Below are 18,316 nucleotides of genomic sequence, written 5' to 3'. Positions count from 1 at the left end.
GATGCGCCGATGACGTTGGATCTCATCCAGGCTCTCCTGGCCGCGCTGGTGCTCGGACTCGTCGGTGCCGTCTCCATCGCCCTGGGCGAGCCCCTGCTGGTGCCGAGCCTCGGGGCCGCGATCCTGCTGCAGGTCCACCTGCCGGATCTGCCGAGCGCCCGGGCGTGGAATACGGTCGTCGGGCAGCTCTGCGGCGCCGCCTGCGGCTTCGCAGCGCTCACCGCGCTCGGCGCCGCGCACGACCCGAGCTTCAGCGGGGTCAACCCCCTGACGGTCGGCCGGGTGGCCGCGACGATGGTCGCCGTCGCCGGAACCCTGCTGCTGCAGGCCCTCCTCGGCGCGATCAACCCAGCCGGCGGCGCGACGGCGCTGATCGTCACCCTCGGCTCCGAGGCCGCCACCCTCGCGGGGGCGCTGCGCCTGACGGGGGCCGTGCTGCTGGTGACGGCCCTCGGGGAAGGCGCGCGCCGGATCTCCATCAGGCTGCGCCGCTAAGCCGAGACCTTTTCGGCGGACTGGTGCCGATCCTCGTTGAAATGCAGGTAGACGGGATCGAACTCGGCCATGGCCACGAGTCCCATCCAGTCCCTGATCGTCAGCTGGCCGCCCTGGAGGGTGATCCGCCGCTGCGACCGCAGGGTCCGGAGCGACCGGTTGAAATGAACCGCCGTGACGCCGACGGCATCGGCGAGTTCCGCCTGCGTCGGCGGCAGCGGACAGGACAGGTCGTCCGCCAGTCCCACGGCGCACTGGCGCATGTACATCTCGCAGAAGAGATGCGCCGTGCGGCCCAGGGATTGCCGGCGGCCGAGGGTCATGATCCGCTCGCGGTAGACGGAGGCATCGACCAGCGTGTCGCGCCACAGGGCCGCCATGACGCCGGGCCGGCCGACGACGAGGGCGCGCATGGCCTCGTGCGGGATGAAGGCCAGGGTGCACGCCGTGAGGCTCGCGAGGGAATGGTCCATCACCGGCAGGTAGAGGTGCTGCAGGTCCGGTATGTCCCCGGCGATGTAGAAGGACAGGATCTGCCGGTCGCCCGCCGAGGTATAGGCGTAACGGTGGGCCCAGCCCTCCAGGACGAGGCAGCAATGGGCCGGCCGCTCTCCGACCGTGGCGACGTCCGTGTGAGGGCCGACCTGCCGGATCGTGTGCGGCAAGGCGAGCACGGCCCGGCGCTCCTCGTCGTCCAGGCGGATGACGCTCTCGAGCTTGCGAAGTAGCGGCGTCAAAGTCGGAGGGGGAGATCCGGCCACGGCTACGCCCCGTCCCGGTTCGACCAAGCGGTCGCCAGGGTCAACGTCATGTCCAACAGGGAGGCCCCGGCCGCATCGCGGACGCTGACGACGACCGTCTGCCGGTCGTGAAGGGCAGCCTCTTCCGCCGCGATCCCGATGAGCGTCCGCACCGCGATGGCGCGGACCTCGTCGAGATCGCGGCACTCCGAGCCGGTATCGTCCCTGTGCTGGCCCCCATTCTCGATGTCGAAGAAGTAGCGGGCCACAGCTGGGTCTCGGGGCGGGATCGTCCGCTCCAACCGGGCATGAGTGGAAAAGTTGCAGACCGTTCGGCGCCGTTCACACGGCCGAGTGTACCGGCGTCAGTAGGGCGGGATCGGTGAGGCAGGCATCGGCACCCCACAGGTCGGGCTCGGCTCCGCCCCGGGCGACGAGGGCCCCTCCGACAACGACGCGCAGCGTGGGATTGCGCGAGGCGCGGCGAAGCGCCGGCATCGCCCGCCGCAGGGCGGACGAATGGACGTCGCAGGCCAGGGAGAGGCCGAGGGCGTCGTACCAACCGGTCTCCAGCGCCCCTATGAGGGCCGCCAGGGGATCGGGGCCATTTCCTTCAACGAAGGCCGTCTCGCAGCCCGCATCGCGCAGCAGCCCGCCGACGTGTTGAAGGCCGTGGGTGTGGGTTTCCCCCGGCGCCGCGGCGAGAAGGATACGGCATCCGGGCCGTGCCTGGCCGTGCCCGACCTGGGGGCCGATCGCCTCATGCAGGACGGATTGAAGCCGTCCCATCCCCTCCGTCACGTCGAGGAAGTCACAGAGATCCTCCTCCCACATCACGCCGAGATCGCGCGCCACCGGAGCCAGTATCTCCGCGGCAAGAACGGGCCAAGGGGCACCGCGAAGCGCCTGCCGCCTGACCTCTGCCTGGAAACGCGCAGGATCGTCGAGCAGAAGGCTCGCCAACGTGCGGGGATCCTTAGCGACGGCTTCCACGGGGTCGCGGAAGAGGCATCGGAGTTGCGGCAGGATCTCCCGATCAACGATTCCCGATAGTATTCCGGCAGAAATTCCGGCGGCGAAAGATCCCTCGCGCCCGTTCGATTCCTGCATGAATTCGCAGAAAATCCTGTGTGATATTGATTTGTCACGCGAGAACGACAAATCATGCCGCCGAATCGCGTCGTTTGAGAATGCCGCGCTCATTGGGTTCTAGAGTGTCAGACATTTGAAATAGACGCATTGATGAAAATCAAGCTTGGTGAGGACAGTATCGCCACATTGTGCCGGCAGCAGGGCATCACGCGCTCGATGTCCTCCCGCTGGTACGACGCCTCACAGCGAGGCGGCCCCGAGGCCCTGGCGAACCGTCCCTCTCGGCCCATCCGGTTCGAGAATCGTCAGCCGACAGAAACCCGCGAGAGTGACGGGCCGCTTCATCGACGAGCGGCGCTCCTTCGTCTCGGAAGCGAGCGTCTACTGCCTGCTCACGGCCCAGGATCTGATCACCAGCCCAGCTTACATCGTGGTAAAAGCCGCTGATGACTCCTCATCGGTGGCGACTGTAGACACTTTGCCCGCTGGCTATTCATTGAGCTCGCGGCGTTGGAGGTCTATGCACCGACCCCATGGACCTCCAAGCTTCCACGAGCCGATCCCTGGCTCCCCTCGCCGGCAAGGTGCCGCCTCTCAGGAAGGCGGCGCCGTTCCTGCCCATGAGCCGCGCCGAGATGAATGCGCTCGGGTGGGACGCCTGCGACATCATCCTGGTGACGGGTGACGCCTATGTCGATCATCCGAGCTTCGGCATGGCCATCATCGGCCGGCTGCTCGAAGCGCAGGGTTTCCGCGTCGGCATCATCGCCCAGCCCGACTGGCAGTCGGCGGAGCCGTTCAAGGCGTTGGGCAGGCCGACGCTGTTCTTCGGCGTCACCGGCGGCAACCTCGATTCGATGGTGAACCGGTACACCGCGGACCGTCGCTTGCGCCACGACGACGCCTACACGGCAGGTGGCGAAGGCGGCCGGCGCCCGGACCGCTCGACCATCGTCTACACGCAGCGCTGCCGCGAAGCCTTCAAGGACGTGCCGATCATCCTCGGCGGAATCGAGGCTTCGCTGCGCCGCATCGCCCACTACGATTACTGGTCCGACAAGGTGCGCCGCTCGATCCTGGCGGACGCGAAGGCCGATCTGCTCATCTACGGCAATGCCGAGCGCGCCGTCGTCGAGGTCGCCAACCGCCTCGCGGCCGGCGAGGCGCCGCACGACCTCGACTCCGTCCGGGGCGTCGCCCTGTTCCGCCGCGTGCCCGGGCACTACACCGAGCTGCCCGCCGACGATCTGGACTCGGCCGACGAGGCCGCCACCCGTCGCCCCGGCGAGATCGTGATCCGGCTCCCCGCCTACGAGCAGGTCAAGGACGACAAGGAGGCCTATGCCCGCGCCTCTCGGGTGCTTCACCGGGAGGCCAACCCCGGCAACGCCCGTCCCCTCGTCCAACGCCACGGCGACCGCGATCTGTGGTTGAATCCTCCGCCGATCCCGCTCTCCAGCGAGGAGATGGATGCGGTCTACGATCTGCCCTACGCCCGCGCGCCCCATCCCTCCTACGGCGACGCGAAGATTCCCGCCTGGGACATGATCAAGTTCTCGGTGACGATCATGCGCGGCTGCTTCGGCGGCTGCACCTTCTGCTCCATCACCGAGCACGAGGGCCGCGTCATCCAGAACCGCTCGGAGGGCTCGATCCTGCGGGAGATCGAGCAGATTCGCGACAAGACGCCGGGGTTCACGGGCGTGATCTCGGATGTCGGCGGGCCGACCGCGAACATGTACCGGATGGCGTGCAAGGACCCGAAGATCGAGGCGGCCTGCCGCCTGCCGTCCTGCGTCTTTCCGGACATCTGCCCGAACCTGAACACCTCGCACGACGACCTGATCCGGCTCTACCGCAAGGTCCGGGAGGTGGAGGGCGTCAAGAAGGTGATGGTCGCCTCCGGCGTGCGCTACGACCTCGCGGTCCGGAGCCCCGAATACGTCAAAGAGCTCGTGACCCATCACGTCGGCGGCCGTCTCAAGATCGCGCCCGAGCACACCGAGCGCGGCCCCCTCGACCTGATGATGAAGCCGGGAATCGGGACCTACGACCGCTTCAAGGAGATGTTCGACGCCGCCGCCAAGCAGGCCGGCAAGAAATACTACCTGATTCCGTATTTCATCGCGGCGCATCCGGGCACGACCGACGAGGACATGATGAACCTCGCCCTCTGGCTCAAGAAGAACGACTATCGCGCCGATCAAGTCCAGACGTTCCTGCCCTCGCCGATGGCGACGGCCACGACCATGTATCACACCGAGATTAACCCGTTGCAGGGCGTGCGGCGCGGCGGCAGCGAGCCGGTCGACGCGATCAAGGGGATGCGGCAGCGCCGGCTCCACAAGGCGTTCCTGCGCTACCACGACCCCGAGAACTGGCCCTTGCTGCGCGAGGCGCTGCGGGCGATGGGCCGCGCGGATCTCATCGGGCCGAGGCCGGACCAACTCATTCCGCTCTCGCAGCCGCCGGGAACGGGGTCCGGTGCGGGCAAGGCGAAAGGCCAGCCGCGACCCATGCGCCATCCCGGCGCGCCGCGCTTCACCACGAAAGGCGTGCCGCTGCGGAAGTGACGCCCTGAAAAGCAGAACGCGGCCTGGGCGATGCGGCAGACCGCTCGTCGCGCTCAGGTCCCGTCGGACGCCGGCAGCCTCTCAGACGAATCGCGCTCTGCCTGCGATCACATTCGCCTCGGGCGTTTTCCGTCATCCTCGGATCACGTCATCTCCCCGGTCCTTGCGAGCGAAGCGAAGCAACCCAGGAATCCGCAACATCCTGAGGCGGCCCGCTGCCCTGGATTGCTTCGCTTCGCTCGCAAGGACGGAGAGCAGGGGATCCAACGGTTCCCGAAAATGCTCGCGGGCGTTGATCTTGCCGCATTATCCAACGCCGAACCGGCGTCCATTTCGGCGGAAAACGCTCTCGCTGTCACATTCTTGTTCGACCCGAGCTCTTGAGGGGTATCGATCGCGCGCCATCCTTCTTCCGCCGGCCTGGAAGAGCCGGACTCCGGAGGAAGTTCATGGCAGTCGCGCCAGCCGATCGAGCCGCGTCCACGCGTGTCGGGGCCACTGATTCTGGGCCCTCGCCCACTGTCGGAACACTCGAACGGCTCGGCATCCGCTTCACCGCCTGGGCGGAGCGCTGGTTTCCGGATGCATTCATTTTCGTCGCGATCGCGGTGGTGATCGTCGCGCTCGGCGCCCTGGCCAACGGCGCGCCGGCGGCGGCCATCGCCAAGAGCTTCGGAGACGGCTTCTGGAGTTTGATCCCCTTCACCATGCAGATGGCCTTCGTCACCATCGGCGGCTACGTGGTGGCGACCTCGCCGCCGGTGCGGGCGCTGATCGAGAGACTGGCACAGATCCCCCGGACCGGGCGGGGCGCGGTCGGCTTCGTCGCCGGCGCGACGATGATCTCGTCGTTCATCAGCTGGGGCCTCAGCCTGATCTTCGGAGGCCTGCTGGTGCGGGCGCTCGCCCGCCGAACCGACCTGCGCATGGACTACCGGGCCGCGGGGGCGGCGGCCTATCTCGGGCTCGGGGCGACCTGGGCGCTCGGCCTCAGTTCCTCGGCGGCTCAGCTTCAGGCCAACCCGGCGAGCCTGACCAAGAACCTCCTCGCCATCTCGGGCGTCATCCCGTTCAGCGAGACGATCTTCCTCTGGCAGTCGATGCTGATCGCTGCGGTCCTGTTCGTCGTCTCGGTCGGGATCGCTTACGCCTCGGCGCCGAGGCAGGAGACGGCTGTGACCGCCGAAGCGATGGGCGTCGAGGTCGCGCGCGAGGATACCGACATCGCGCCCCCGCGCCAGCCCGGCGAGTGGTTGGAGCATTCGCCGCTCCTGACGATCCTCCTGGTGATGATCGCCGGGGGCTGGATCGTGCAGGAATTCGCCCGCCAATCCTGGATCGTCGCGATCTCGAACCTCAACACCTACAATCTGCTCTTCATCACCCTGGGCCTGCTGTTGCACTGGCGCCCGAAGCGGTTCCTCGTGGCCGTGGCCAAGTCGGTGCCGGCCACCGCCGGTATCCTGATCCAGTACCCGCTCTATGCGGCGATCAGCGGCATGCTCACCGGTCCGAAGAATGCCGGCGGCGCCTCGGCCTCGGACGTCATCACGCACGCCTTCGTCAATCTCAACACCACCGGCAGCTTTCCGCTGACGATGGGGGTGTACTCGGCGATCCTCGGGTTCTTCGTGCCCTCGGGCGGCGGCAAGTGGCTGCTGGAGGCCCCCTACGTTCTGCAGGCGGCCAACGAGTTGAAGGTCCATCTCGGCTGGGCGGTGATGATCTACAACGCCGCCGAGGCGCTCCCGAACCTGATCAACCCGTTCTGGATGCTCCCCCTGGTCGGCATTCTCGGCCTGAAGGCGCGCGACATCGTCGGTTTCAGTTTCCTGCAGCTCATCGTGCACCTGCCGTTGGTGCTGTTCCTGCTCTGGGCGTTGGCCTTCACGCTGACCTATCACCCTCCCGTCATGCCGTGAGGGGCGAGGTCCTCGCCACGAGGACGGAGACGGCGGTCCCGTCGGCGACCTGCCCCAACGGTCGGGCGGGCTGAATTCAGTCCCGGCGCCGATCCGCCGTCGAAAGGCGTCCCGTCGCGCCTACATCATCCGCCCGTGCCCGAAGCGCCCCTGGCACGTCGTCTCTCCGGACTCGGTCCCCCATGGTTCATACCGGCTACAACCCGGCCCTCGTCGTGCTGTCCCTCGTGATCGCGGTGTTTGCCTCCTATGCGGCGCTCGACCTGGGTGCGCGCGTGCGCAAGCCCGACGTCGGGCCGCGCTGGGCCTGGGGCGCCGGCGCGGCGGTGGCGATGGGCGGCGGGATCTGGGCGATGCACTTCGTCGGCATGATCGCCTTCGAGATGGGCATGCCCGCCGCCTACGACCTGGGGCTGACGCTCCTGTCGTTGCTGATCGCGGTCGGCGTCACCGCCGTGGCCTTCGCCTGGGTGGCCGTGCGCGGAACCGGCATGCGCGGGCTCCTCGTCGCCGGGCCGCTCATGGGCGTGGGCGTCGCCGCGATGCACTACACAGGCATGGCCGCGATGCGCGTGCCTGGAAACCTCGCTTTCGACCCTGCCATCGTCGCAGTGTCCGTGGCCATCGCGGTGACCGCAGCGACGGTCGCCCTGTGGCTGACCTTCCGGCGCAACCGCCCCTGGCAGAAGCTCGCCGCCGCCTGCGTCATGGGCCTGGCGGTGGCCGGCATGCACTACACCGGCATGGCGGCGGCGACCTTCACTGCGGAAGAGGCCGGCGCCCACGCGGCGCATGCGATCGCCCTGGGCGCCAACCAGCAGAATCTCGCCCTCTCCGTGGCGGGCGTGACCTTCGTGATCCTGTTCCTGGCGATGATGGCCGGCTCCCTCGACCAGCGCCGGGTGCAACGCCGCCTGCATGTCAGCGAGGCCCGCTTCCGCTCCGCAGTCCAGGCGGTGGATGGCGTGATGTGGACGGCCAACGCCTCGGGCGACCTCGTCGAGGAGCAGCCCGGCTGGGAGCAGATCACCGGCCAGACCTCCGCGGAGTACCGCGGCAGCGGTTGGGCCGCGGCCATCCATCCCGACGACCTGCCGGACACGATGCGGGCCTGGACGGAGGCCGTCCGTTCGGGCGGATCCTTCGCGGTCGAGCATCGCGTGCGCGCGCCGGACGGATCCTGGCGCTACTACGCGGTCCGCGCCGTGCCGGTGCACGACCTCGACGGCACGATCCGCGAATGGGTCGGCGTGCACGCGGACATTACCGCCCGGCACCAGTACGAGACGGCCCTGCGCGAGGCGCGCGACGCGGCCGAAGGGGCCAACCGCGCTAAGAGCGCATTCCTGGCCAACATGAGCCACGAACTCCGCACGCCGCTCTCTGCGGTGATCGGCTATGCCGAGATGCTCGAGGAGGATGCCGAGGATTCGGGCGAGGACGGCCTCGTCGGTGACCTTGGCAAGATCAAGTCCAACGCCCAGCACCTGCTCGGGCTCATCAACAACGTGCTCGACCTGTCGAAGGTCGAGGCCGAGAAGATGGACATCTACGCCGAGGACGTGCCGGTCGAAGCCTTCGTCCGCGAGGCCGCCGGGACCGTCGAGGCGCTGATCGCCAAGAAGGGGAACCGCTTCGAGCTCGATCTCGCGCCGGAGCTCGGCCAGATGCAGACCGACGCGGTGAAGCTGCGCCAGTGCCTGTTCAACCTATTGGGCAACGCGGCGAAGTTCACGGAGGCCGGAACCGTCACGCTGCGGGTCCGCCGCGAGGGCGCCCCGGCGGGTGACCGCCTCACGTTCGAGGTGTCCGACTCCGGCATCGGGATGACACCGGAGCAGGTCGCAGGCCTGTTCGAGCGGTTCAAGCAGGCCGACGAGACCACCACCCGCCGCTTCGGCGGCACGGGGCTCGGCCTTGCCCTGACCAAGGCGCTCGCACGCCTGATGGGTGGCGACGTCAGGGTCACGAGCACCAAGGGCGTCGGCACCACCTTCACGTTGATTCTGCCTGCGGCCCTCCCGGACCTGGAGGACGGTGCGCCCGCGGCAGCGTCCGCCGCGGACGCCGAGCCTTCCGGGGAAGGCCGCGTGGTCCTGATCATCGACGACGAGCCGAGCCAGCGCGATCTGATGGTGCGCTTCCTCACCCGCCAGGGCTTCGTGGCCCGGGCCGCCGCGAATGGACGCAGCGGGATCGACTTGGCGCGGACACTCCGCCCGATGGTGATCCTGCTCGACGTGATGATGCCGGAGATGGACGGATGGACCGTCCTTGCCACGCTGAAGGCTGACGAGGTCACGCGGGACATCCCGGTCGTGATGGTCAGCTTCGTCGCCGACGCGGCGCTCGGAGCCTCGCTCGGCGCGGCTGAGTCGCTCCCCAAACCCGTGGACTGGCCCCGGCTGCGGAGTGTTCTCGACCGCATCGGCACCGATGCAGGCGACGTGCTCGTCGTCGACGACGACCCGGACATGCGCCTCAGGCTCCGGACGAACCTCAGCCGTCACGGGTTCGAGGTCCGCGAAGCCTGCGATGGCGCCGAGGCGCTCGCCCGGGTGCGCGAGGCACGCCCGGGCGTCGTGCTCCTCGACCTGACGATGCCGGTCATGGATGGTTTCACGTTCCTGCGCGAACTGCGCGCCATCCCGGCCTGCAGCGAGACCCCTGTGGTGGTGCTCAGCGCCAGGGACGTGTCCGCCGAGGAGCGACGCCAACTCGCGGGCGCGGACAGCGTCCTGCGCAAGGGAGACGCCAGCCTGCAGGACGTGGCGGCGGCCGTGGAGCGCTTGCGTCCACTTCCGGTCGACCGGGTCTCGTCATCCGCCCGCTGACCGCTCATGGAGCATCTTCCGCCGAAGTGGACGCCGGTTCGGCGTTCGAAAATGCGGTAAAAACAATCGTCTGAAGCGTTGTCCGGGAATTTTGGATCACGTCATCACCCCGGTCATTGCGAGCGAAGCGAAGCAACCCAGGGATCCGCTTAAGTTCCGAGATGTCCCGCTGCCCTGGATTGCTTCGCTGACGCTCGCAAAGACGGAAAGCGCGCGATCCAAGGATTTCAGAGCCGTCGCTCCAGACCTTCGCCTGTGCCGCCGTTTCTGATGCCGAACGGCCTCTGCGATCGGGATCAACCGCGTCTCACCGGTAGGCGGCGGCCTGCAACTCGAACAATTCGGCGTAGCGCCCGCCGTAGCGGACCAGGTCCTCGTGCGTGCCGGCCTCCCACACCCGGCCGTCCCCGAGCACGACGATCCGGTCGGCGCGGCGCACGCTCGAGAAGCGATGCGAGATCAGGAGGGCGGTGCGCCCGGCCGCAAGGGCGCGGAGGCGGGCGAACACCTCGGCCTCCGCGCGGGCGTCCAGGGCCGCGGTCGGCTCGTCCAGGACCAGCACCTCGGACTCGCGCATGTAGGCCCGTGCGATCGCGAGCTTCTGCCACTCGCCGCCGGAGAGATCGACCCCGTCCTCGAAGCGCCGCCCCAGGCGCTGGCCGTAGCCCGCCGGCAGCCGCCCCACCACGGAATCCGCCAGGGCGCGCGCCGCCGCGTCCTCGATGCGAGATGCATCCGCCCGCGCCTCGATGCGCCCGACCGCGATGTTCTCGGCCGCCGTGAGGTCGAAGCGGACGAAATCCTGGAAGATCACGCCGATGCGCGTGCGCAGCACGTCGGGGTCGTAGTCGCGCAGGTCTCGCCCATCGAGCAGGATACGCCCCTCCGTCGGGTCGTAGAGGCGGGCCAGGAGCTTGACGATGGTGGTCTTGCCGCTGCCGTTCTCGCCCACCAGCGCCACGACTTCCCCGGCCTTGATCGTAAGCGAGAGGCCGCGCACCGCCCAGCGTTCCGCGCCCGGATAGCGATACCCGACCGCCTCGAACACGAAGCCGTCGCGGATCGGCGTCGGGAACGGCGCAGGATGCTCGGGGGCGCGCAGCCGGGGGGTGATCGCGAGGAACGAGAACAGGTCGTCGAGGTATTGCGCTTGGCCCGACAGCTGGGAGAGGCCGAGGAGCAGGCCTTCGACGAGACCGCGCAGACGCAGGAAGGCGCCGGTGAGGAAGGTGAGATCGCCGAGCGTGAGCGCGCCGGTGGCCGCCCGCAGCGCGATCACGAGGTAGGCGAGATAATAGGCCAGGGTGCCGAGGCTGGCGAAGAGCCCGCCCGCCACGGCACGGCGCAGCGCGAGGCGGGTGTTCTCGCTCAGGGCGCGTTCGGCGAGCACGGCGAAGCGCTCGGCGAGATAGCCGCTGAGGCCGAACAGCTTGACCTCCTTGGCGCTCTCGGCCCCGGCCCCGAGCTGGCGCATGTAATCGCCCTCGCGCCGCTCCGGTGATCGCCGGTAGGCGAGGCGGTAGCCCTGCCGGTTGAAGTGGAGTTCGTTGAGGAAGGCCGGGATCAGGGCGAGCACGAGCAGGACGACGAGCCAGGGCAGGAACGCGACGACGGCCACGGCCAGCGAGAGCGCCGTGAGGCCGTCCTGCATCTGGCCGAGCAGTTGCCCCATCGGGTTCGCGCGCCACGCGACCTGACGCCGGGCCCGCTCCAGCCCGTCCTGCACGGCGGGGTCCTCGAACTGGGCGAGATCGAGGGTGGCGGCGTGCGCCATCAATCGCAGCGTGGTGGCGTTGCCGGTCATCTCGGACAGCACGCCGTCCACGAGGCTCGTGGCGCGCCCGAGGAGGTCGGAGGCGAGGGCGAGGGCGAACTCGATTCCGATCAGCAGGCCGACGTGCCGCACGAGCGGATCGGCGAACCAAGCCGAGGCGTCGGCCCGCGCAGCCGCATCGGCCCGGCCGGCGACGACCGTGTCGACGACGAGCTTGGCGACGTAGAGCATCAGCGTGGGCATCGCCGCGCGGGCGATGCGCAGCCCGACGCTGAGGAGCGTCAGGGGCCGGCTCGTCGACCATGCGAGCCGGAACAGGGCCGGCAGGTGCCGGAGCGAACTGATCCGGCTCACGGCCGCGCTTCGGAGCCGTTCGGTGGTGGATACAAGCAAAACGAGTCTCGTGCCGCCCGCGCGTTCCCCCCTGTATCGAGGACATTCGCGCGAAGTTCTGAGGGACGGGATGTAGGCGCACTCTTTTCGAGAACGACAGCCGGACCAGGACTTTTTAGATGCGGATGCTGACCGCCGGTCGCGCCATCGGCCGCCACCGGGCCGACACGAGGCCGGCCTCGACCGAGCCGGCGGCCCCATTGGGGATGCGGTAGGGGACCGGCATCGGCGGCAGGCGTATCCCCGGCCGAAAACAACTTAGGAAAGGAACGGATTGCGCCCAACCTGGTTTTGCGCCGCAATCCGTGGGGTCGGGTCCGACGAACCGCCCAGCAGGTTGCCGCCCGCGGAAACCCCGGTTGGCGCTCGGCGACCCGTGGAACCCATCCGCCTCGTCGTCGCCGGGCACTGCGCGGTGCCGCCCTGCGCGAACGATCTGACTTGGAAGTGCCGGCGACATGAGTCGAAACGATCGCAGACCGACGCGGATCCTCCTATCGACCTTCGGGAGTCATGGGGACGTTCTGCCGTTCATCGCCATAGGCAGGGGACTGGCCGCACGCGGACATGAGGTCAGCGTGGCGACATCCGGAAACTTCGAACGACACGTCTTGACGGCTGGCCTCGGCTTTCACGCGCTTTGCCGTGCCGAGATCATGAATGAGCTGCATGCCGATCCGCACCTCTGGCATACGACCAAGGGCTTGCGGCTGATGTTCGATCTCGCCGTCAAGCTGGCGCCGTCCGATCTCGGCATCCTCAGGCGCGAGATGTCCCGGGCCCAGGCCGACGGGCGCCCTTTCTCTGCCGTCGCCGGCACGCTGAGCTTCGGCGCGCGTCTGGCACGCGACACCGGCCGCTTTCCGCTCATCACGGCCTATCTGGCGCCCTTCCTCATGCGCAGCCGCCACGCGCCTCCCGAACTCCCCGGCATCGCTCTACCGTCCTGGCTGCCCGGTCCGGTCACCCACACCCTGCAGCGGATCATCGAGCATACGATCGTCGATCCCCCCCGCCTGCCTGCGTTGAATGCTCTCCGCAGGGAGCTTGGCCTGCGCGCGATCCGCAATCTGTCGGATTGGTTGCCCTCGCCCGATCGTCTGCTTCTGATGGCGCCGTCGTGGTTCGCGCCGCCGCAACCCGATTGGCCGAGGCAGACGACCCAGGTCGCCTTTCCACGCACGGGTTCCACCGGAGACAGCGATCGGATGGGCAAGGCTCTGCAGGATTTCCTGGACGCCGGTCCCGACCCGATCGTCATCACCTACGGGTCATCCATGCAGCACGGCCGCCGCTTCTTCGAGGCCGCCGCCCACGCCTGTGCAGGGGCTGGGCAGCGCGCCGTGCTCGTGTGCGGACGGCCGGAAGGGATCGAGGATATCCGCGGGCCGGATCAGATGATCGTCCGTTACGCGCCGTTCGATACCCTGTTCCGGCGGGCGCGGGCTGTCATCCATCATGGCGGGATCGGAACATGCTCGGAGGCTTTCGCGGCCGGCATCCCGCAGATCGTCGTGCCCAACGGCTTCGACCAGGGTGACAACGCGGCGCGCGTCGCGACGCTCGGCCTGGGCGCCCGCCTCAAAAGCACGGATCTGGCGTCTGCCGGCTCCGACATCGTGAGGCGAATCCTGTCCGATCCTGCCATGCCGCACGCCTGCTCACGCGTGCGGGCGCTTTGCGCGGACGCGGAAGGAATCGCCGACGCCTGCGACGTGATCGAGGCAGCTGCCACCCGATGCGATCCGATCCCGCCGCACCAGGGTTCGCGGGCATCGCGCGATGCGTCGCGAGGCTGTGCCGTCGCGGACATCTGAGCGCGCGCGAAGGACGGTCTCATCCGTTCTCATCTGCCGGCAACTAAGCCTTTCCAAGACTTGGAAAGGCTTGGACGGGCCGAGGAAGGATTCGGTCTTCGCCGTCTCCCGGATCGAGGGCGCCCCCCGCTGAGACGCGCGGGACGTCCGGCGGCTCCGGGGCGGGAGGCCGGTCACCGCCCGAAGCTGGTCATCGCCAGAGGTTGGTCTTGGCGAGATCGAGGATCTCGGTCCCGCGCCCGTCGATCACCGCACGGGCGAGCCACATCCCGAAGCCCGTGGCCTGCTCGAGGCCGATCTTGGGCGGCATCGCGAGTTCCTGGCGGGCCGAGACCACGTCGAGCAGGGCCGGCCCGTCCTGGGCGAGCATCTCGCGCATCGCGCCGGGCAGATCGGCCGGATCCTCGACCCGCCGGGCATGGATGCCGGCACCCCGGGCCATGGCAGCGAAATCGGGGTTCACCAGCGCCACGCCGGTCTCGAGGAAGCCGGCGGCCTTCATCTCCATCTCGACGAAGCCGAGCGTGCCGTTATTCAGCACCACGATCTTCACGGGCAGCTTGTGCTGGTTGAGGGTCAGAAGGTCACCCATCAGCATGGCGAAGCCGCCATCGCCGGAAAAGGAAATCACCTGCCGCCCCGGATAGGCCGCCTGCGCGCCGATCGCCTGCGGCATGGCGTTGGCCATGGAGCCGTGGTTGAGGGAGCCGATCAGCCGCCGCCGGCCGTTCATCGCGAGGTAGCGCGCCGCCCAGATCGTCGGCGTGCCGACGTCGAAGGTGAAGACGGCGTCCTCCGCAGCCGCCTCGCTGAGCGTCCGGGCGACGTATTGCGGGTGCATCGTGCCGCCGGGCTTGCCGACCGCCAGGGCGTCGAGGCCGGCGCGGGCCTTGCGGTAATGGGCGAGGCTGTCGTCGAGATGAGCCCGGTCGGTCTTCGGCCTCAGCTTCGGCAGCAGCGCCGTGATCGTGGCGCCGACATCGCCGATCAGGCCGAGGTCGATCCGGCAATGGCGTCCGAGGCTTCCGGCGCGCAGATCAACTTGCGCGATCTTGGCCTTCTCCGGGTAGAACTGGCGGTAGGGGAGGCCCGTGCCGAGGAGCAGGAGGGTGTCGCAGTCGAGCATCGCCCGGTAGCCCGACGAGAACCCGATCAGCCCAGTCATGCCCACGTCGTAGGGGTTGTCCCACTCGACATGCTCCTTGCCGCCGAGCGCGTGGACTACGGGCGCCTTCAGCGCCTCGGCGAGTTGCAGCAACTCGGCATGGGCCCCGGCGCATCCGCGCCCGCAGAGCAGCGTCACCCGGCCGGCCGCATCGAGCATCCCGGCCAGCGCGTCGAGGTCGGCGTCCCGGGGCCGCACCACGGCCGGGGACGGCACCAGGGCGCCCGACAGGGCCGGCGCGTCGTCGGGCATGGTCATGAGGCCGACATCGCCGGGGATGACGACCACCGCCACGCCGCGCTCGGCGACGGCGACGCGGATCGCGGTCTCGATCACGCCGGGCAATTGCGCGGGCGAGGAGACCAGTTCGCAATAGTGGCTGCACTCCTGGAACAGGTTCTGCGGGTGGGTCTCCTGGAAGTAGCCGCGGCCGATCTCCGCCGAGGGGATCTGGGCAGCGATGGCCAGGACGGGCACGCGGGAGCGGTGCGCGTCGAACAGGCCGTTGATGAGGTGCAGGTTCCCCGGCCCGCAGGAGCCGGCGCAGACCGCGAGCGCGCCGGTCAGGTGGGCCTCGGCCCCGGCCGCGAAGGCGGCGCTCTCCTCGTGGCGGGTGTGGATCCAGGCGATCGAGCCGTCCTGGCGCAGGGCTTCGGTCAGCCCGTTGAGGCTGTCGCCGACCACGCCGTAGATCCGCTTCACGCCGGCCCGTGCCAACGCCTGGACGAACAGATCGGCGACCTTCGTGCTCATGGGGGACCTCTCCAATGGCGTGACGGGTGCGAACCGGCGCGTCCGACGGATCGGGCTCCGCCGGCCCGTGTCCGGGTCGCAGGCCGCATCGAAGCACGCAGCTTCGGATTGACTGACGTATCTCGCAAGCGGCGAACAAGTTCCGGCACGCCGCGCGGGACGGGCGGCACGGCTTCTCGCCGGATCGCAGGCGTGCCACTCCGGTGACCGGAGTCGCGATCGCGTGGGAGGACGGCAGGGCACGATGGAGCGCGTGGATTTCCTGGGGCTCCAGGCTTTTCTCAGCATCGCCAACTGGGGGAGCTTCAACAGGGCCGCCGCCAGTCTGAACCTGTCCCAGGCCGCCCTGAGCCACCGCCTCAGGAAGCTGGAGGACGAACTCGGGGTGAAGCTCGTCGCCCGGACGACGCGGCAGGTCACCCTCACCCCGGCCGGCGTCGACCTGCTGCCGAGCGCCCAGCGCATCGTCGAGGAACTGTCCCAGATCTTCGGAAAACTGCGCATGCAGGGGCGCGAGAGCCAGGACCTCGTGCGCATCGGCTGCCTGCCGACCATCGCGAGCTCCCACCTGCCGCGCATCCTGCAGCGTTTCGGTGAACGCGACCCCGGGGTGCTCGTGCGCATCCTCGACCATTCGGCGACCGCCATCGTGGAGCGCGTGCGGGCGGGCGAGGCGGAGTTCGGCGTCACCATCATGACCGCGCAGCACTACGACCTCGACATCACGCCGATCCATCAGGAGCCCTTCGTGCTCGTCTGCCGCGCCGACGACCGGCTCGCGGGCGAGAAGGTGGTGACGTGGAGCGATCTGCGCGGCGAGCGCTTGGTCAAGATCGGCGAGCAGACCGGCAACAACCTGCTCATCGTCGCAGGGCTTGGCGGGCGCTATGCCGAGATGGGCTGGACCTACGAGGTACACCGCGTCGCCACGGCGATCGGCCTCGTGCGTGGCGGCCTCGGCCTCACGGTGGTGCCGCGCCTCGCCTTCGAGACGGCCCCAGGCAGCGACCTCGTCGCCGTGCCGCTGCGGGCACCCAGCATCTCGCGCACGATCGGCATCGTCACCCGGCTCGGCCATACGCTTTCGCCACCGGCCGAACGTCTCGCGCGGATCTTTCGCGAGTATTTCCTGACGATCTGAGCACACACAGCGGCCGGACAAGACGCGGTCCATTCATCGATTTCGTGCAACAAAACCGACAATCATTTCATTTGTCTCATACATCGACGTCTCCTAGTCATCGCTTCCGACAATCGCTCGCGGGCAGGATCACGGAGAGGCCGGCGTCATGACATCAGCGCACAAGTCGGGTCTCGTGGTGACCGCGCATCCGGGGGACTTCGTCTGGCGGGCCGGTGGGGCCATCGCCCTCCACGCGGCGAAGGGCTACCGCGTCAGGATCGTCTGCCTGTCCTACGGCGAGCGCGGCGAGAGCCAGTGGGCCTGGAAGAAGGCCGGGGTGCGCCTGGACGATGTGAAGGCGCAGAGGCGCGCAGAGGCGGAGGAAGCCGCCGCCATCCTCGGCGCCGAGATCGAGTTCCTGGACGTGGGTGACTATCCCCTCCGCGTCGGCGAGGCCGAGCTCGACCGCTTGGTCGATGTCTACCGCGAGCTGAACCCGGCCTTCGTGCTGACGCACGCGCTGGAGGATCCCTACAACTTCGACCATCCGGTCGCCGCCCACCTCGCGCAGGAGGCGCGGGTCATCGCCCAGGCGGCGGGCCACAAGCCCGATCCCGAGCGTCGCTACAGCGCCCCGCCGGTCTTCCTGTTCGAGCCGCACCAGCCCGAACAGTGCAACTTCAAGCCCCAGGTGATCCTCAACATCGACCCCGTCTGGGAGACGAAACAGCGGGCCTTCCGCGTGCTCGCCGCCCAGCGCCACCTCTGGGACTATTACGAGCGCGTCGCCCTCAACCGCGGTGTCCAGGGCGGCCGGAACTCCGGCACGGCAATGACCTACGGCGAGGCCTATCAGCGCCTCTTCCCCGTGGCGGCGGAGGTGCTGGCATGAGGACCATCGTCGTCCGGAACATCCCGCGCATCGCGCCCGAGGTGGCGCAGCGCCTCGCCGGGCACGGCGTCTCGACCGTGCACGAGGCCCAGGGCCGCACGGGCCTGCTGAAACCGTACATGCGTCCGGTCTGGGAGGGCGCCGCCGTCGCCGGGAGTGCCGTGACGGTGCTCGCCCAGCCCGGCGACAACTGGATGCTGCACGTCGCCATCGAGCAGTGCCGGCCGGGCGACGTCCTCGTCGTCGCCTGCACCGCCGACAACACCGACGGCATGTTCGGCGACCTGCTCGCCACCTCGCTGAAGGCCCGGGGCGGCATCGGCCTCGTCATCGATGCCGGCTGCCGCGACGTGCGAACCCTCAAGCAGATGGGCTTCCCGGTCTGGTCGCGGGCGATCTCGGCCAAGGGCACCGTGAAGGCGACGCTGGGCAGCGTGAACGTGCCGGTGGTCTGCGCGGGCGCCCTGGTCAGGCCGGGGGACGCGATCGTGGCGGACGATGACGGCGTGGTGGTCGTACCCTGCGCCGACGCGGCCTCGGTGGCGGAGAAGGCCGATGCCCGCACCGCCAACGAGGAGGCGAAGCGCGCCCGCCTCGCCTCCGGCGAACTCGGCCTCGACCTCTACCGGATGCGCGAGACCCTCGCGGCCGCCGGCCTCGACTACATCGACGACCCACAGGACTGACGCCCCGTCCCCGCAGCCAGTCAGACCGCCCGAAAGAGGCGGCGCGGGGCACGATCC

The 18,316-nt window shown here is 68.9% G+C and carries 13 protein-coding genes and 1 pseudogene; 9 read left to right on the top strand and 5 right to left on the bottom strand.

The genetic code is table 11. The annotated features are described in order from the left end of the window. The first annotated feature begins 9 nt into the window (after positions 1-9). A complete protein-coding gene (locus MFF22_RS21095) occupies positions 10-495 on the top strand; it encodes an HPP family protein (RefSeq protein WP_238252453.1) in 486 nt (161 codons plus the stop codon). Here MFF22_RS21095 and MFF22_RS21090 read toward each other — a convergent pair. From MFF22_RS21090 to MFF22_RS21080, 3 genes are all read right to left on the bottom strand, one after another. Beyond that, positions 492-1,232, bottom strand: a complete 741-nt coding sequence (locus tag MFF22_RS21090) for a Crp/Fnr family transcriptional regulator (RefSeq protein WP_238252451.1) — start codon at positions 1,230-1,232, stop codon at positions 492-494. The two genes, MFF22_RS21095 and MFF22_RS21090, sit on opposite strands and share 4 nt — an antisense overlap. Positions 1,233-1,258: 26 nt before the next feature. Then, positions 1,259-1,504: a DUF6894 family protein gene (locus MFF22_RS21085; protein ID WP_238252449.1), complete on the bottom strand. Its 246-nt coding sequence runs from the start codon at positions 1,502-1,504 to the stop codon at positions 1,259-1,261. A 73-nt stretch (positions 1,505-1,577) separates the two neighbouring features. After that, positions 1,578-2,090 (bottom strand): cobalamin B12-binding domain-containing protein, encoded by a 513-nt coding sequence (locus MFF22_RS21080; RefSeq protein ID WP_238252440.1) that lies wholly within the window; start codon positions 2,088-2,090, stop codon positions 1,578-1,580. 438 nt (positions 2,091-2,528) lie between these two features. Between MFF22_RS21080 and MFF22_RS21075 the strand changes: the two are divergent. The 4 genes and pseudogenes from MFF22_RS21075 to MFF22_RS21060 form a co-directional block, all read left to right on the top strand. Then, positions 2,529-2,778 (top strand): annotated as a pseudogene (locus MFF22_RS21075) (IS3 family transposase); the annotation flags it as partial. Positions 2,779-2,860: 82 nt separating this feature from the next. Next, positions 2,861-4,900: a YgiQ family radical SAM protein gene (locus MFF22_RS21070; protein WP_238252425.1), complete on the top strand. Its 2,040-nt coding sequence runs from the start codon at positions 2,861-2,863 to the stop codon at positions 4,898-4,900. A gap of 449 nt (positions 4,901-5,349) precedes the next feature. After that, complete coding sequence (locus MFF22_RS21065; RefSeq protein ID WP_238252423.1) at positions 5,350-6,822, top strand: short-chain fatty acid transporter; 1,473 nt, start codon at positions 5,350-5,352, stop codon at positions 6,820-6,822. Between the two features lie 182 nt (positions 6,823-7,004). Then, complete coding sequence (locus tag MFF22_RS21060; protein ID WP_238252413.1) at positions 7,005-9,656, top strand: MHYT domain-containing protein; 2,652 nt, start codon at positions 7,005-7,007, stop codon at positions 9,654-9,656. 307 nt (positions 9,657-9,963) lie between these two features. Here the strand turns inward: MFF22_RS21060 and MFF22_RS21055 are convergent, their stop codons facing one another. Further along, positions 9,964-11,784: an ABC transporter ATP-binding protein gene (locus MFF22_RS21055; RefSeq protein WP_238252411.1), complete on the bottom strand. Its 1,821-nt coding sequence runs from the start codon at positions 11,782-11,784 to the stop codon at positions 9,964-9,966. A 497-nt stretch (positions 11,785-12,281) separates the two neighbouring features. On the opposite strand from MFF22_RS21055, the gene MFF22_RS21050 reads away from it, so the two are divergent. Continuing rightward, entirely contained in the window at positions 12,282-13,640 is a 1,359-nt protein-coding gene (locus MFF22_RS21050; protein WP_238252409.1) for a glycosyltransferase, read from the top strand. Between the two features lie 190 nt (positions 13,641-13,830). Here MFF22_RS21050 and poxB read toward each other — a convergent pair whose 3' ends face one another. Beyond that, on the bottom strand, positions 13,831-15,558 hold the full coding sequence (poxB, locus tag MFF22_RS21045) for a ubiquinone-dependent pyruvate dehydrogenase (protein ID WP_238252407.1): 1,728 nt from the start codon (positions 15,556-15,558) through the stop codon (positions 13,831-13,833). A gap of 223 nt (positions 15,559-15,781) precedes the next feature. Here poxB and MFF22_RS21040 point away from each other — a divergent pair, with 223 nt between their 5' ends. The 3 genes from MFF22_RS21040 to MFF22_RS21030 all read left to right on the top strand — a co-directional run bounded on the left by MFF22_RS21040 (position 15,782) and on the right by MFF22_RS21030 (position 18,259). After that, on the top strand, positions 15,782-16,699 hold the full coding sequence (locus MFF22_RS21040; RefSeq protein ID WP_238252405.1) for a LysR family transcriptional regulator: 918 nt from the start codon (positions 15,782-15,784) through the stop codon (positions 16,697-16,699). Between the two features lie 148 nt (positions 16,700-16,847). Beyond that, positions 16,848-17,573 carry a PIG-L deacetylase family protein gene (locus tag MFF22_RS21035; RefSeq protein WP_238252403.1) on the top strand — a complete coding sequence of 242 codons (726 nt, stop codon included), beginning with the start codon at positions 16,848-16,850 and terminating at the stop codon, positions 17,571-17,573. Beyond that, the gene (locus MFF22_RS21030) at positions 17,570-18,259 is read left to right on the top strand and encodes a 4-carboxy-4-hydroxy-2-oxoadipate aldolase/oxaloacetate decarboxylase (RefSeq protein WP_238252399.1); all 690 of its coding nucleotides are present in this window, start codon (positions 17,570-17,572) and stop codon (positions 18,257-18,259) included. Before MFF22_RS21035 ends, MFF22_RS21030 begins: the two co-directional genes overlap by 4 nt. Positions 18,260-18,316 lie beyond the last annotated feature (57 nt).

The sequence above is a fragment of the Methylobacterium persicinum genome (assembly GCF_022179525.1).
Lineage (GTDB): Bacteria > Pseudomonadota > Alphaproteobacteria > Rhizobiales > Beijerinckiaceae > Methylobacterium > Methylobacterium persicinum.
This window is presented reverse-complemented; position numbering and strand designations above follow the sequence as displayed.

Excerpts from the sequence above, each read along its gene's own strand:
- poxB (WP_238252407.1), bottom strand. The coding sequence starts at position 15,558 with ATGAGCACGAAGGTCGCCGATCTGTTCGTCCAGGCGTTGGCACGGGCC.
- MFF22_RS21065 (WP_238252423.1), top strand. The coding sequence starts at position 5,350 with ATGGCAGTCGCGCCAGCCGATCGAGCCGCGTCCACGCGTGTCGGGGCC.
- MFF22_RS21050 (WP_238252409.1), top strand. The coding sequence starts at position 12,282 with ATGAGTCGAAACGATCGCAGACCGACGCGGATCCTCCTATCGACCTTC.
- MFF22_RS21060 (WP_238252413.1), top strand. The coding sequence starts at position 7,005 with ATGGTTCATACCGGCTACAACCCGGCCCTCGTCGTGCTGTCCCTCGTG.
- MFF22_RS21030 (WP_238252399.1), top strand. The coding sequence starts at position 17,570 with ATGAGGACCATCGTCGTCCGGAACATCCCGCGCATCGCGCCCGAGGTG.
- MFF22_RS21070 (WP_238252425.1), top strand. The coding sequence starts at position 2,861 with ATGGACCTCCAAGCTTCCACGAGCCGATCCCTGGCTCCCCTCGCCGGC.
- MFF22_RS21035 (WP_238252403.1), top strand. The coding sequence starts at position 16,848 with ATGACATCAGCGCACAAGTCGGGTCTCGTGGTGACCGCGCATCCGGGG.
- MFF22_RS21095 (WP_238252453.1), top strand. The coding sequence starts at position 10 with ATGACGTTGGATCTCATCCAGGCTCTCCTGGCCGCGCTGGTGCTCGGA.